Annotated in this window: 11 protein-coding genes; 6 read left to right on the forward strand and 5 right to left on the reverse strand. The window is 57.1% G+C overall.

Annotation, left to right across the window (positions count from 1 at the left end; genetic code table 11):
• The first annotated feature begins 4 nt into the window (after nucleotides 1–4).
• Nucleotides 5–1,294 carry an NAD(P)/FAD-dependent oxidoreductase gene (locus tag ACEVBK_RS12345; RefSeq protein WP_375055242.1) on the forward strand — a complete coding sequence of 430 codons (1,290 nt, stop codon included), beginning with the start codon at nucleotides 5–7 and terminating at the stop codon, nucleotides 1,292–1,294.
• A 65-nt stretch (nucleotides 1,295–1,359) separates the two neighbouring features.
• Nucleotides 1,360–2,766, forward strand: coding sequence for a Na+/H+ antiporter NhaC family protein (locus ACEVBK_RS12350; protein WP_375055243.1), 1,407 nt, complete (start codon nucleotides 1,360–1,362; stop codon nucleotides 2,764–2,766).
• 282 nt (nucleotides 2,767–3,048) lie between these two features.
• On the opposite strand, the gene ACEVBK_RS12355 is transcribed toward ACEVBK_RS12350, so the two are convergent.
• Nucleotides 3,049–4,509, reverse strand: coding sequence for a sodium:solute symporter (locus ACEVBK_RS12355; protein WP_375055244.1), 1,461 nt, complete (start codon nucleotides 4,507–4,509; stop codon nucleotides 3,049–3,051).
• A 335-nt stretch (nucleotides 4,510–4,844) separates the two neighbouring features.
• Entirely contained in the window at nucleotides 4,845–6,056 is a 1,212-nt protein-coding gene (locus ACEVBK_RS12360) for a M24 family metallopeptidase (RefSeq protein WP_375055245.1), read from the reverse strand.
• A 1,013-nt stretch (nucleotides 6,057–7,069) separates the two neighbouring features.
• Between ACEVBK_RS12360 and ACEVBK_RS12365 the strand changes: the two genes are divergently transcribed.
• The 4 genes from ACEVBK_RS12365 (at nucleotide 7,070) to ACEVBK_RS12380 (ending at nucleotide 10,308) form a co-directional block, all read left to right on the forward strand.
• Entirely contained in the window at nucleotides 7,070–7,837 is a 768-nt protein-coding gene (locus tag ACEVBK_RS12365) for a hypothetical protein (protein WP_375055246.1), read from the forward strand.
• Nucleotides 7,834–8,868: a DEAD/DEAH box helicase gene (locus ACEVBK_RS12370; RefSeq protein ID WP_375055247.1), complete on the forward strand. Its 1,035-nt coding sequence runs from the start codon at nucleotides 7,834–7,836 to the stop codon at nucleotides 8,866–8,868. Before ACEVBK_RS12365 ends, ACEVBK_RS12370 begins: the two co-directional genes overlap by 4 nt.
• A 62-nt stretch (nucleotides 8,869–8,930) precedes the next feature.
• A complete protein-coding gene (locus tag ACEVBK_RS12375) occupies nucleotides 8,931–9,971 on the forward strand; it encodes a hypothetical protein (protein ID WP_375055248.1) in 1,041 nt (346 codons plus the stop codon).
• 7 nt (nucleotides 9,972–9,978) lie between these two features.
• A complete protein-coding gene (locus ACEVBK_RS12380; protein WP_375055249.1) occupies nucleotides 9,979–10,308 on the forward strand; it encodes a hypothetical protein in 330 nt (109 codons plus the stop codon).
• A 181-nt stretch (nucleotides 10,309–10,489) separates the two neighbouring features.
• On the opposite strand, the gene ACEVBK_RS12385 is transcribed toward ACEVBK_RS12380, so the two are convergent.
• From ACEVBK_RS12385 to ACEVBK_RS12395, 3 genes are read right to left on the reverse strand one after another with little or no spacing between them, the layout of a single operon-like run.
• On the reverse strand, nucleotides 10,490–11,272 hold the full coding sequence (locus ACEVBK_RS12385) for an electron transfer flavoprotein subunit beta (protein WP_375055250.1): 783 nt from the start codon (nucleotides 11,270–11,272) through the stop codon (nucleotides 10,490–10,492).
• Nucleotides 11,262–12,479, reverse strand: coding sequence for an electron transfer flavoprotein subunit alpha/FixB family protein (locus ACEVBK_RS12390; RefSeq protein ID WP_375055251.1), 1,218 nt, complete (start codon nucleotides 12,477–12,479; stop codon nucleotides 11,262–11,264). The genes ACEVBK_RS12385 and ACEVBK_RS12390 overlap by 11 nt, the downstream gene beginning before the upstream one ends.
• Nucleotides 12,472–14,418, reverse strand: a complete 1,947-nt coding sequence (locus ACEVBK_RS12395) for a (Fe-S)-binding protein (protein WP_375055252.1) — start codon at nucleotides 14,416–14,418, stop codon at nucleotides 12,472–12,474. Before ACEVBK_RS12395 ends, ACEVBK_RS12390 begins: the two co-directional genes overlap by 8 nt.
• Between the last annotated feature and the right edge of the window lie 25 nt (nucleotides 14,419–14,443).

Consider the following 14,443-nt stretch of genomic DNA (forward strand, 5'->3'; position numbering starts at 1 on the left):
GGTTATGCCCCAACACCACACCTATCCGGGCTACCAACGTAGCTGCGGCTGGAACGACCTGCTGGCCAAACGGGAGCCCGCGCCCGCCCTCGAGGAGAGCCACCGGGCCGATGTCGTCGTGATTGGCGCCGGTTTTACCGGGATGGCGGCGGCCCGATATTGGGCCCGGCAACGGCCGGATCAATCCGTTTATCTGCTGGATGCGTCCGGTGTCGGCGAAGGCAGCCCGGGCAGGAACTCCGGCTTTTTGCTTGAAATTGCCCTCGCCAATGATGCGGCGACGGATCAACTGCTCCGGATGGGGGAAATCAACCGGCTCAGTAAGGCCACCGTTTCCCGGCTGAAGCACTTTATTGAAGAGCACGCCATCGACTGCCAGTGGCGGCAGTCGGGCACCTACCGCGCCGCGGCGGGTGACGCCGGCATGAAATCACTGACCGCCTACCGGACCTTTTTGCAGGCGGCCGGCCTGGAATTCGAGGAGCTGTCGCGCGCCCAGTTGGCCGAACGGACGGGCTCGGCGTATTACCGGGCCGGCCTGTACTCGCCCGACTGCACCCTGGTGCAGCCGGCCGCCCTGATCCGGGGGCTGGTGGACAACCGGCCCGGGAACATCTCCCTGTTTGAACACAGCCCGGTGACCACCCTTGCCCACGACCATCAACATTGGCGAGTGACCACTCCCCGGGGAGAAGTACAGGCGCGGCATGTCATCCTGGCCAACAACGCCTTTTCACGCCACCTGGGGGCCGATCCCGCCCGGTTGAGCGTGATCTATACCTACGCCGCCCTCACCGCCCCCCTGCCGGATGCCGTCTGGCAGCGCCTTGGCGCCGGCTGCTGGGGACTGCTACCCGCCCATCGGCTGGGCTGTACCTTGCGCACCACCGCGGACCGGCGCTTGCTGATCCGCTCCGAATACAGCTTCGAGCAGGAGTCGGACAACGACGCCGTTGCCCTGAAACTGCAGGCAAGCCTGCAGCGGCGCTACCCGGATCTGGCCCTGCCGCTTACCCATGTGTGGGGCGGAACGACCGGCTTTACCCACAACGGCGCGCCGCTATGGGGAGAAATAGGCCCGCGGCTCCATGTGGCGGCCGGCTGCAATGGCGGCGGCGTGGTCAAGGGCACCCTGTTGGGAGAGCTGCTGGCCAAACAGGCCCTGGGGGAAGCCGTTCCGGACATTGCCCGGCTGTTCGGGCAGGCCAGTTGGATGCCGCCGCAACCGGTGCGCCGCCTTGGCTTCCAGCTCGTTTCAAACTGGGAAAAACACCGCGCGAAAGACGAAAGATAAGAGCCGGTTTACGATCGTAAACCGGCTCCAGGACCTTTTCACAGGATAAACAAGGATACTTTGCTATGGACAACATGGAACACCTGGGAGCCATTTCGATACTGCCGGCAACCATCGCCATCATTTTGGCCTTTATTACCCGGAATACGGTTTTCTCCCTGGCGGTGGCCTGCTTTGTGGGGGTATTGGCCATGGGCAGCGGCCTGTTGGGCTTCCCTACCCTGCTGAAAAACTCGCTGGGCAGCACCAGCTTCTCCTGGATACTGCTGCTGGAGCTGTTTATCGGCGTGGTCATCGCCTTCTTCCAGCGCACGGGGGCGATACGCAACTTTACCCTCTGGGTAGAAAAGAAAGCCCTGACCCGGGTAAAAGTGCAGCTGGTCGGCTGGTTTATGGGCATGTTCGTGTTCTTCAGCGACTACTTCAGCCCCCTGTTCGTCGGCTCCACCATTCGGGGCTTAACCGATAAATTCCGGGTGTCGCGCGAAAAGCTGGCCTATATTGCCGACTCGACCTCCGCCCCGGTGAGCGTACTGGTGCCCATTACCGGCTGGGCGGTGTTTATTGCCGGGCTGCTGATCGGCATAGGCCCCATTGAAAATGCCGAGCAGGCGATGAGCGTTTTTGTGCACTCCATTCCGTTCAATACCTATGCCTTGCTGGCCGTGGCCATGGTCGGGCTGGTCATCCTCAAGATTGTTCCGGACTTCGGCCCCATGCGCGCCGCGGAAAAAAGGGCCCAGGAGCAGGGAAAGGTACTGCGGGACGGCGCCGATCCGCTGATGGGAGAAGAGCTGACCGACATCAAGCCCCATGAAGGCGCCGGTACCGGGCTGCTGCTGAACTTTTTCCTGCCGGTCTTTATCGTTATCGGCGTGGCGGTGGGCACCTTTGTCGGCATGGGCTCGGCAAAAACCATGGAAGCCTTTTTGTGTGCCGCCGTGGTGTCCGGCATCGTGATGAGGCTCCAGGGCATTCCGTTCAACGATATTATGAAAACGGCGACCTCGGGCATGAAAGGTGTAATGCCGGCCATTATCATCCTGGCGTTCTCCTATGCCCTGAACCAGCTGTCCAAGGACATGGGCACGGCGAAATTCATTATAGAAGCTACCCAGTCCTGGCTGACCCCGGCCCTGCTGCCGATGCTGACCTTTTTGATTGCCGCCATTATCGCCTTCTCGACCGGCACCTCCTGGGGCACCTTCGCCATTATGATGCCCCTGGCCGCCCCCCTGGCCTTCAGCTTCAGCGCCAATGAAATAACCCCCCTCGTCTACGCCACCGTGGCGGCGGTAGCGGGCGGCGGCGTTTTTGGCGACCACTGCTCCCCCCTCTCCGACACCTCCATCCTGGCATCGACGGGCGCGGCCTCGGACCATATCGATCATATCAAGACCCAGATCCCCTATGCCCTGGTGGTCGCCTTGCTGTCGACCCTGATCTACCTGATGATCGGCCTTTCGTTGTAAGAATGACCATACCCAGGCCGGCCCCGCCTTGCCCACAAAGGTAAAAGCCAGCAGCATCCAACAACGCCGTCATCCCCGCGAAAGCGGGGATCCAGGGCAAGGGGCAGCTGCCCAAACCACAGCGCCGGGTCTGCAGACCCCCATGGACTCCCGCCTGCGCGGGAGTGACGAAGTAAAACGCGGGAGTGACAGGGAAAGCGCGGGAGTGACAACGTTGCGTGCCGGGGTAAAAGCCGAAAAAGGGCGCCTTGCGGCGCCCAAATTGACTTCCCCCTTCCCTGTTCAGGCGGTGGCGCGGCGCGGTGCGCGCTGGCCCGAGGTAAGCTTGCTCACCAGCACATAGGTGAGGCCGGAGGCCAGGCAGCCGTAGAGCGGACCTTCCACCCAGCCGACCTTGGTGAACAGCAGGAAGCCGCCGCTGGTGACCAGGCCGGTGAACATGGCGGCCAGGGCGCCGTAGCCGTTGCCCTGCCAGAAGGCGGAGATAAACACCGGGCCTATCATCACCGCCAGCAGGGTGCCGGAGCCCAGGATGCCGAGCCAGGACAGCATAAAAGGCGGCGCGTACAGCATCATCAGGAAGCCGACCAAACCGAGAATGGCCACCCAGATGCGGTTGATCCACAAAATGCGGGCACCCGAGGCCCGGCTGTGCGGGAACAGGGCGGTGCGCAAGTCGTGGGAGGCGGCGCTGGACACGGTGTGCAGCAGCGAGTTGGCGGTGGATTTCATGGCGAACAGGATGAACAGGGTGATCACCCCCGCCAGGGCCGGGTGCAGGAAGTTGGCCAAATACACCGGCATGGCCTGATCCGGCTCGGCCAGCTCCGGGTGCGCCACCCGCACATAGATGCCGACGATGGGCACCAGGCTGAGCAGGCAGCCCATGGGCGCCACCCAAATGGCCACCTGGTGCATCTTCACCGTGGGTTTGAAGGCCAGGAAACGCACCGCCATATAGGGCAGCACGGCGGTGAACAAGAAGGCATAGGGCAGCACCAGGAACACCGAGCCCCGGCTCTCGCCGTAGGGCGCCGAGGTGGTGGGGTTGAGCAGCTGGGGATCGATGGCGTTGAGCCGCGCCACCATTTCCATGGGGCTGACGTCGGTGAACACCTGCACCATCATCACCAGGGCACCGATGCCCATGCCCGCCACCATCAGGGTGTCGGTCCAGGCCACCGCGGCCAGGCCGCCGAGCATGGTGTAGAGGATGATCACCGAGATCATCAGCAGCGCGCTATCGCTTAAGCCTATGCCGAGCCAGGAGGCGCCCAAGAGCCCCACCGCCTTGATCTGGCTGGTGAGGAACACCAGCAGCAGCACTATGGTAATGGCCGCCGCCACCCCCTTGACCCAGCGCTCCAGCAGGGCGCCGCCGCCGTGCAGCTGGGCCACGTATTCGGGAATGGTGCAGCTGCCCAGCTCGTCGGCCCGGCGGCGCAGAAAACCGGCGAAGTAGAGCACGGCAATCACCATGGCCGGGGCGAAGAAGAAGTTGCCCAGCACCTCGATGGAGCCGAACTCGTAGGCCACCCCCGGCGAGCCCATAAAGCCCCAGCCGCTGAAGCCGGTGGCCACTATGGTGCCGGCGCCCACAAAGGGCCCCAGGCTGCGCCCGGCCACCAGAAAGCCGGTTTCGTCGCTGTCTTTCACCACCCGGCTGGAGAGATAGCCGATAAAGATCAATATTCCGAACGAGCCCAATAGCAGGGCCCAGTTCAACCACGGGTAATTTTCCATCTCAAGTTCCCTTTAACGTGTGTTGGCCCGGCCGTTCAGCAACGGCGGTGGTCTTTGCGCACATACTGCCGGTAGCCGTAGGCCAGCGCGGCCCAGGCGAGGATGATGGCGTTAAGATAGGCAAACCATTCCATGGTCCAGGATTGCATCAACATCTCTTCTACCTCTTCGAGCAGCCTCTGCCGAGGCTGGTTTAAGTTCCCTGATTCCACCGGCCTGGCCGGCCTCACCAGAAGTAGTTTGGCAATAATGACTCCCTCTATTGCCGTTGCGTCTTGCAGTTGTGGGTGCCTGCAAAACACAAAGGCCCGCCTGAAACAGGCGAGCCGAATGCGTTAGCCCTTGATGATGTTGTGCTCGGGGCCGAACGGGAAGCGGGTGATGTTTTCGACCCCGCTTTCGCTGATCACCAGGATGTCGTGCTCGCGGTAGCCGCCGGCGCCGGGCAGCCCTTCGGGCAGCATGATCATCGGCTCCATCGACACCACCATGCCCGGCTGCAGCACCGTGTCTATGTCTTCCCGCAGCTCCAGCCCCGCCTCGCGGCCGTAGTAGTGGCTGAGGGTGCCGAAGGAGTGGCCGTAGCCGAAGGTGCGGTATTGCAGCACGTCGTGCTGGGCGAAGATCTCGTTCAGCTCGGCGGCGATGTCGCAGCAGCGGTTGCCGGCCTTGATCAGCTCCAGGCCGCGGCGGTGCACCTTGCAGTTGATCTCCCACAGCTCCAGGTGGCGATCGGAGGCGTATTCGCTGAACAGGGTCCGCTCCAGGGCGGTGTAGTAGCCGCCGATCATCGGGAAGGTGTTCAGGCTTAAGATGTCGCCGGCCTCAATCTTGCGGCTGGTCACCGGGTTGTGGGCGCCGTCGGTATTGATGCCGGACTGGAACCACACCCAGGTGTCCATCAGCTCGCCATGGGGGAAGGTGCGGGCAATTTCGCGCACCATGGCCTGGGTGCCGGCCAGGGCCACTTCATACTCCGGCACGCCCACCGCGATGGCATCGCGAATGGCGGCGCCGCCCACGTCCGCCGCCCGGGCGCCCTGCTTGATAAGCGCAATTTCTTCCGCCGACTTGATCATACGCATCTTCATGGTGGGCACGCCGATGTCCACCAACTCGGCCTCGGGCAGCGCGGCCTTGAGCTTGTCCAGGTTTTGCAGGCTGAGGTGGTCGAACTCCACCCCCACCCGCCGGGCGCCGCCAATCAGCTGCTGCACGGCGCGGAAGAAGTTGTCTTTTTGCCAGTCGGTATACACCAGGTTGTCGCCCAGGGCATTGCGGCGATAGGGCTGGCCGCCGTCGATATTGGCGGTGATGGTGGTGTGGATGTCCTGGGTGACCGCCAGGCCGTAATCGCGGCCGAAACGGCAGTACACAAAATCACTGAAGTAGTTGATGTTGTGGTAGGAAGTGAACAGCACCGCATCCACCTCGTTGGCGGCCATGTACTGGCGCAACTTTTGCTGGCGGGAGAGCATCTCCTCGCGGGAGAAGATGCCGCGGACTTTTTCGCCGTTGGGGATGGTGAGGGTGTTGGGCATTTGCATGGTAAGACTCCTTCCTTGTAGCTGATGGTTGCTGCGCCGAGAAACACCGGTTTAGCGCATAACCCCGATGCTAGAGCCCCACCCGCCATAAAAGAAATGAATACTTCAAATCAGCCCATTTAGGATGTTAATGCTTTGTTATGGTGCACTACCACTCCGTCATCCCCGCACTCCCCCGTCATCCCCGCGAAGGCGGGGATCCAGGCGGCCCCTCAAACACCACCAGCACCAACCGAAAAGCCCCATCTCACACCGGCCACTCCCCCATCACCCCGCCATCCCCGCACTCCCCCGTCTTCCCCGCGAAGGCGGGGAACCAGAGCAAGCCGCACCGGCCCGAACAACGGCGCTTGGTCTGCAGACACGCCTGAGCCCCCCACCCCGCCAAACCGGACAAAACTCAACCAAACAACACCAAACTCAAACAAACGCCTCGCAAAATGCGCCCTTTGTCATTGCCTTTTCACCATGACGCGACAAGAATGGACACAGACGAGGAAGCAGGGATGCGCTTAAGCCTGAGATCAGTGACGGGCGGTAGCGTGGGTTTTGCCCAAGGCAAGGTTCTCTTTGATGCAATATCTGCAGCAGTATTCAGGAAGGCAGTTATGACCTAAAAAAAGGTTCAGCGTGGGCGCAGCTCTTGTTCTTTGCTACCAGCTCTAATTAGAAGGGAAAAAGGCAAGACCTGACCCCATTACCGCCTTGACCCCATTACCGCTTAAATTAATAAAAACCAGGAGATTACACTTAGAATAGATAACTTATTTTATTAGTTTAAATGGTCTAACTCGATATACAAGTTGTTATGTAAATGGAAAAAGCAAAAATTAATCCACTGTTAGAATATTTAAATTTTCAGAGCAGAGATTCGATTTATTCCTCTTAATGTTGGCATTTTAAAACACGCTGACATTGAAATAAATAAGCTTACTTTTCCCGGAGTGAATTTGAATAAATGAGCCCCCTCAGTCTTACATTTAGCATCAAAAATCATTTAATGAGGATTCAATTTGTTAGTCTCCGAAATAAAAAGCATTTCTAAAGGCGTTGAACTTCATGTTATCGACTTAGTCGATTTAACACCGGAGGTCATTAAACAATTAGATGAAAACTTAGTTCAAATATGTGAGGGTGATAGCTGTTCGTCTTTGGACTTAGTTAAGTCAAACTTCTTTCGTTTTCTTAACTCGAAAGATTACCGAACTCAAATAGGCGCAGTTGCAGAGTTTTTTGTTCATCTTTATTTGAGACAATCTAACCTAAAGCAAGAGTTTCTTTTTTTTAATTTGGAGGAAGGTTCGATTAAAAAGGGGTTTGATGGATTTTTTTCTAATGAAACTGAAGAGTACCTAGTTGAAAGCAAGTCGGGTTTAGACTCTACAGCAGGAATTAGTCATAAAAGTAAAATCAAAGAGGCCTATGAGGACATTTCATCAGTTATAGCCGGAGATAGCAGGAAAAGCAAAAACAACCCTTGGAGAAATGCTTATAACCACGCCAGTCATATTGATGTAGGAACAAGTAAGGCAATTAGAAAAAAAATTAGAGAACTTTCTAACTTATTTGATAATGGTCAATTTAGTAGTGTAGATAAATTCAACATCATTCCTTGTTCAAGCATTTTTGTTACAGATGAATGGAGCGTTGAAACTTCTAGAGCTATTTTGGAGACTGAAGATGGTTTCTTTATGGGGTTAAGGGCTAAATCACTAAAAGCTATTTGTGTCACCAAGGCGAGCTATGAATCATTTTTGAGCTATCTAAGAGGTGAACAATGAGTAGTTCAGACAGTTTAACTTGGTTGAAAAACGATGACCGCTTTCTGCAAATAAATTTTAGATTAGCAAGAGGCATCCAGCTAAGTGAAGAAGAAAGTATTTACTGTTTATCGGTGGCAATTCTTCTCATAAAAGAGTTTGAACGCGATAAAAGGAAAACATCTTATTTAGAGTTTGGATACTTTTTGATTCTCAGTTATGCACTGCAAAGTGGTAATTTCTCCCCGTTGTTTGATTTAAGTACTAATCTAGGGTTTTACCCAGTTTCAAAATTCATACTCGAGAACGGATTGATTGATGAAGAAAATTTACATCATCATTTCATAGGGAATGGATTAAAAAAGTTCCAACATAAAGAAATAACTGAGACTTTAGAGCAAAATAAATATAGAAGTCAGTTAGTTGAAAGTAATGCAAAGGATAACTGCTATATAGCACCTACATCATTTGGGAAAAGTTCGATGATGGTTGAGCTAATAGCACAGCTAAAACTATCTAAGATTTTCATTATTGTTCCCACCAAGTCATTGCTTACTCAGACATACAAATTAATTAATTCCACTTTCACAGATCGTAAAGTAATTTTTCATGATGAAATGTATGGAGGAGAAGAGCGCTTCATAGCGATCTTCACTCAAGAAAGAGCGCTTAGGCTTTTGAAGAGTGAGGGCCTAATGCAAGTCGATGCACTTTTGGTTGACGAAGCTCACAACCTTTTTGAAGCATCTTCCAGAAGCATTTTGTTAAGCAGGCTTATTCGCAGAGTAAGATTAAGAAAACAGGATTCTAGAATTTTCTATTTCTCACCATTAATAAACGATAGTGATAATTTGAAATTCGAAGAACAACAAAAAATAGAAACTAAGCGCATTCAATTTAACATCAAAGAAGCTGATATTAATGAGTATAAACTAGACGGAAACGTATACAAGTACAATCGATTCTTAAATGCATTTTTCGAATATGAAACAGGGCAGGAAATGTTGCCTTACATATTTAAAAATTCAAAGTCCAATAATTTTTTTATTTAAGAGCGCCTAGGAAGGTTGAAGATTTTGCAGGACTCCTAGCAGAAAGCTTACCATATTCTAAGATGGATGAGCTTGGAAAATTAGCTACTACCATTTCAAGAAATGTACACGAGGATTTCTACTGCGTCGATTTAGTTAAAAAAGGCGTATTATATATTCACGGAAAGTTACCCGATCTTATAAAAGAGTATTTGGAACATAAGTTTCGAGAAATAAGGTCACTGAAATTTATAGTCGCAAATTCGGTTATCCTTGAAGGGGTAAATTTACCCATAGATAACTTGTACATTTTGAATACTTACTCTTTAGGCACTAAAGAATTAACTAACTTGATAGGAAGAGTAAATCGACTAAATGAAGTTTTTGGTGGGGAGTCGCCAAGTCTTTTTAAGCTGAGACCTTCAGTGCATTTTGTAAACTCTGAAGAATTCAACAGAGCTGGTAGCAATATGTCTTCTAAAATTGGAACATTAAAATCAGGTAAGTTTAAAGATGACGTTAAGAACCCAACCCTATTAAACTTTGATATATCGAAATACGATCATACCATCGAAACGTCTACTAGTTTGGAAAGGGTTGATTCAGCTAGGCGAGAGAGAAGCAACGCATTATCCATCATAGAAAGGGAGAACTTTCTAACTAAAGCTCCACAAACAGAACTAGATAGAATGAAGGTATTATTTTTTGAATCAGGGTTACATCTTACATACTTTGACTCAGACAATGCATTCGACACTATTATGGATAGAATTGAGGCTATGCGAGGTGATCCCGATATCGAAAACATGGACCCAATTGAAAAAGTTTATTTCGTGTTCATATCAGAGCTTGAAAGTGAAATTATAGATTTATCGTTTGCTCGACTCAAAAATGAAAAAGCTCGTAATTACTATCGAACTTTTGTTAAGAGTATTCATGCGTTGACTTTAAAAGAACACATAAATTCAACTGTTAAGTATTTTTATACTAATGCTACTGAAACTGGCAACAATTTTTTCTATATCGGTAGCTCATATGGTGAGATCACAAGAGAAGGTAGTATTAGTGGTACCAAAACCTATATCGACCTATCGACCTATCGACCTATCGACCAAAAAATATAAGGAACTGGTGAATCTAGCGTTAGTAAAAATAAAAATGGAAAGTGACTTCCTTTCATACAAGTTAAATGAGTATGTTTTCTTGTTAAAAGAATACGGGGTCATATATGAAAAAGAATATAATATCTTTATTTATGGCACAGACAAAAAAAGAAACACTGATTTAACAAAGCTTGGTCTGAGTGGAGTGATAATAAATAAATTTGAGTCGGATGGTCAGATTGACAACATAGAAATAGATGACTTAGGACATGTTTTAGTTAATGATGAATTCAAACAATATTTAAAACAGCAAGATGATCTGATGCAATTTGAGATAAGAAAATACATCACCATCTAGGAATTCTTTGTGATAGTAGGTAAGCCAGTAGCGTTGAAATATAATATGACAAGCCACTTCGCTCGGATCTGGATCTCACCCGCTTTCACACAGACACATTAGTAACGAAATGACCATCCTCCCCAAATAAAAACGCCGGCTTCCGCCGGCGTTTTTATTCAATCCCCAAAACCAACCCAACCTACTTCCTCAATACCCCCTCCTCTACCAGCAGGTCGTAGATGGCTTTGGCGGCGGCCTGGGGATCGTTGCGGATGATCTGCCCTTTACCACCCTGGGCCTTGGCGGTGGCCTGCTTGAAGCGGTCGGCGGCGGTTTTGGCGCTGGCCACTTTCAGGCGTTTGGGCCTGGGCTTGGCGTCCTGCAGGGTCCAGCCGGCGCGGTCGGCGTCGGGCTTGGGGGCCGCCGGTTGCTGTTCGCTGATGCTGCCGCGCCGGGCCTTGGCAAAGGCCAGCTGGCGGGGGCTGGCGGCGGCTTCGTCCACGCTGGCCACAAAGGGCAGGCGCACGCTCAGTCGGCGGCGCTGGCCCCGGGGCAGGGCCTGCAGCAGGGTCACTTCGTCGCCGTCAATCAGCTCGATGGCGGCAATGCCGGTCACCAGCGGCCAGCCCAGCCGTTCGGCCAGCAGGTAGGGCAGCATGCCGGAGCCCTCCCCCTGCTCGGCGCGTACCCCGGTGAGCAGCAAGTCGGGCTGCAGCTCGTTGAGGTAGGGAGCCAGCAGCTCCAGGGCGTCGTCGTCCGGGCCCTGGCGCAACACCGTCAGCCGGTTAAGGCCCATGCCCAAATAGTCCTGCAGCGCCGGCTGGGCCGGGCTGCCGGCGTGAATGGCCTCGAGCTTGCCGCCCAGGGCAAAGCCCAGCTCCAGGGCGCTGGCGTCCTGCAGGGCGCGGCGGGCGCGGCCCGACACCGGGTGGCGGCCTTCGCTTACCAGCACCGCTATGTTGAGGGAATGATCAGGCTGCATCGCTTACCTCCTGGGCCGGCCGGGCCTCTACCAGCGCCATCAGCGCCGCCAATATTTCGCTGCTGTCGCCGATGGCGCTCAGGCTCGCGCGTTTTACCATGTCGCAGTCGGTGTCCTGGTTGATGGCCACCACCTTCTCCACCTTGCCGATGCCCTGCAAGTGCTGCACGGCGCCGGAAATGCCCACGGCAATGTACACCCGGGCGCTCACCCAGGTGCCGGTGGCGCCCACCTGGCGGTTGCGCGGCATAAAGCCGTCGTCCACCGCCACCCGGCTGGCGCCTTCGGCCGCGCCCAGCAGGGTCGCCGCCTGGTGGAACTGCTCCCAGTCGTGCACGCCGTTGCCGGCGGAGAGGATAAACTCGGCCTCGGCCAGGGGAATGTCGGCGGGGTCCACCGCCACCCGGCCGCCGTCTTGCACCCGGGCCCGCAGCAGGGCTTCCGGTTCAAACTCCACCGGCTTCGCCTCGTAGCGGTGATCGGTGCAGGGCAAGGCGCATTCTTCCAGCAACAGCAGCAGCCGGCACAGGGGGCGCACCAGATCCTGGTGGCCGGCACCGGTGCGGGCGATCACCTGCTCGCCTTCCCACTTCCACACCCCGGTGGCCGGGCGCTCGCCCAGCTCCACCGCCAGCCGGCGGCCCAGCTCGGCGGACTCGCCCGCATCGGGGAACAACCAGTGCAGCGGCTTGAACTCGCGCTCCACCTGCCGGCACAGCTGGGCCCAGGCTTCCGGCTGGTAGCCTTCCACCCCGTGCAGCTGCAGCAGCCGGTCTACCCCCGCCTCGGCAATGCCTTCTTTCAGCTCGCCGCACAGCACCCCCAGCACGGCGGTGCTTTGCGCCTGCGCCGCCGCCAGTTGCTGGGCCAGGCCCAGCACGTCCTTGCCGTGGGCGGTGAGCCGCCCGCCGGAAAGGGGCAGCCACACCGCAATGTAGCCCTGGGGCTCCGCCACCTTGTGCAGGGGCAGCTTGGGCTGCTCGCTGCGCTTCTTGGACAGCTGCGCCACCTCGCCGCCGCCGGCCAGGTTCAGCCGGTCCAGCCGGCGCAGGCCGCTGGGGCCGAGCTGCCACTGGGGCCGCGGGTTCTTGCGCAGCAGGCCGCTGGGGCCGCGCAGGGGCTGGCCGCTCAGCTCGGCGTGGCGCGGGTGCAGCCGGTTGCGGCGGATCCAGGCCAGGCGCGGATCCTTGCGAATAAGATCAGACATGGGCTTCCTCCTTTTGCCGCTGCGGTTGCTCCTGGGCCGGTTGGGCCAGGGCCTCCAGCAGCAGCTCGGCAATGTCCTTCACCTGGGGCCGGGGCTCCACCACCCCTTCCATCATCAGGGTGCACTGGGGGCAGGCCACCGCCATCAGCTCGGCGTCCACCGCCCGGGCGTCGTCCATGCGCATGTCGGCAATGCGGCGCTCGCCGGGAATGTCGGTCACCGGTGCCCCGCCGCCGCCGCCGCAGCAACGGGAACGGAAACCGCTGCGCTCCATCTCGCTGCGCTCGAAGCCCAGCTGATCCAGCAGGTAGCGCGGCGCGTCGTACACGCCGTTGTAGCGGCCCAGGTAGCAGGGGTCGTGATAGGTAAGCTTGCCGCTCTGGCCGCCGTTGAAGGCGAGCTTGCCGGCCCGGTGCAGCTCCGCCAGCAGTTCGCTGTGGTGCTCTACCCGGTAGTCGCCGCCCAGCTCCGCGTATTCGGTGCCCAGGCACTGCAGCGAATGGGGGTCGGCGGTGACGATGCGGTTAAAGCGGTACTTGCCCAGCGTCTGGATGTTGGCCTTGGCCAGGCGCTGGAAGGTGGCTTCGTCCCCCAGCCGGCGGGCCAGGTCGCCCGAGTCCAGCTCCTCGTTGCCGAGGTAGGCAAGGTCCACGCCACCGGCACGCAACAGCTGCACCAGGGCACGCAGGGTGCGCTGGTTGCGCATGTCGAAGGCGCCGTCGCCCACCCACAGCAGCACGTCGGCCTCGCGTACTTCCTTCATCAACGGAATGTTGAGGTCGGCGGCCCAGTTGCTGCGGCTGGCGGGAGCCATGCCGCCCGGGTTGTCGGTGGCGATCAGGTTTTCCAGCACTTCCTGGCCCTTGCCCGGGGTCTGGCCCCGCTCCAGGGTAAGGAAGCGGCGCATGTCCACCACCGCGTCCACGTGCTCAATCATCATGGGGCACTCTTCCACGCAGGCGCGGCAGGTGGTGCAGGACCACAATGTCTGGCTGTCGAGCATGCTTTCCACCAGCGGCTTGTCGGGGCAGCCGGTGCGGGAGGCCTGCTCCTGGCCCGGGTGCGGGCTGCCGCGGTAGGTCACTTCTTCCTGGGCGGCGAGGCTGATCACCATGTCCTGGATCAGCTTCTTGGGGTTGAGCGGCTGGCCGGCGGCAAAGGCCGGGCACTTGCTCTCGCAGCGGCCGCACTGCACGCAGGCGTCAAAGCCCAGCAGCTGGTTCCACTTGAAGTCGGTTACCTTCTCCACGCCCAGCTTGTCGGCGGTGAGATCCAGCGCCTTCAGGCCGGTGTCGCGGCCGCCGCCGAAGCGGGCTTGGCGACGGTGAAAGGCCAGGTGCAGGGCGCCGGCAAAGGCGTGCTTCATGGGGCCGCCCCAGGCCATGCCGAACACCAGCTCGCCCAGGCCCCAGGTGCACAGGGCCAGCAGCAGCAGGGTCAGCAGGGCGCCGCCGGTGCCTTCGGGCAGTATGCCCGCGGCCGGCAGGGTGGCGATGAAAAAGCCCAGGGCAAAGGCCAGCAGGCTTTTCGGCAGCCGCTGCCAGGGCCCGCGCGAAAGGCGCGAGTTGGGCAGCTCACTGGCGGGTTTACGCCGGCGCTTCCATACGAACAGCGCGCCCACCGCCATCAGCAGGCTGGCCGCCAGCAGCGGCCACACCAGCCAGGCGCTGTGCAGGCCCAGGCCGTGCACCAGCACCACCAGCACCAGCGCCAGCACAAAGCCACCGCCGGTGGCCACGTGGGTGTTGGACATATATTTGTCGCGCGCCACCACGTGGTGCAGGTCCACCAGGTAGCGGCGCGGCATGGCGGCAAGCCCCTGCCAGAAGGGCACGGGACTGGACTGGCCCCGGCGCCATAGCCGCACCCGGCGCGCGGCGCCGATGGCGGCCAGGGCAAAGGCCAGCACTAACAGAAAAGGGATCACAGGCTCGAACATAGCGGGCACCTCGGCAGGGCCGGGG

The sequence above is a fragment of the Zobellella sp. DQSA1 genome, from assembly GCF_041950555.1.
Lineage (GTDB): Bacteria > Pseudomonadota > Gammaproteobacteria > Enterobacterales > Aeromonadaceae > Oceanimonas.

What these genes read in the sequence shown, in the direction of transcription:
- ACEVBK_RS12395 (WP_375055252.1), bottom strand. Translation starts at nt 14,418, where the DNA reads ATGTTCGAGCCTGTGATCCCTTTTCTGTTAGTGCTGGCCTTTGCCCTG.
- ACEVBK_RS12355 (WP_375055244.1), bottom strand. Translation starts at nt 4,509, where the DNA reads ATGGAAAATTACCCGTGGTTGAACTGGGCCCTGCTATTGGGCTCGTTC.
- ACEVBK_RS12350 (WP_375055243.1), top strand. Translation starts at nt 1,360, where the DNA reads ATGGACAACATGGAACACCTGGGAGCCATTTCGATACTGCCGGCAACC.
- ACEVBK_RS12375 (WP_375055248.1), top strand. Translation starts at nt 8,931, where the DNA reads ATGGATGAGCTTGGAAAATTAGCTACTACCATTTCAAGAAATGTACAC.
- ACEVBK_RS12385 (WP_375055250.1), bottom strand. Translation starts at nt 11,272, where the DNA reads ATGCAGCCTGATCATTCCCTCAACATAGCGGTGCTGGTAAGCGAAGGC.
- ACEVBK_RS12360 (WP_375055245.1), bottom strand. Translation starts at nt 6,056, where the DNA reads ATGCAAATGCCCAACACCCTCACCATCCCCAACGGCGAAAAAGTCCGC.
- ACEVBK_RS12345 (WP_375055242.1), top strand. Translation starts at nt 5, where the DNA reads ATGCCCCAACACCACACCTATCCGGGCTACCAACGTAGCTGCGGCTGG.
- ACEVBK_RS12390 (WP_375055251.1), bottom strand. Translation starts at nt 12,479, where the DNA reads ATGTCTGATCTTATTCGCAAGGATCCGCGCCTGGCCTGGATCCGCCGC.
- ACEVBK_RS12370 (WP_375055247.1), top strand. Translation starts at nt 7,834, where the DNA reads ATGAGTAGTTCAGACAGTTTAACTTGGTTGAAAAACGATGACCGCTTT.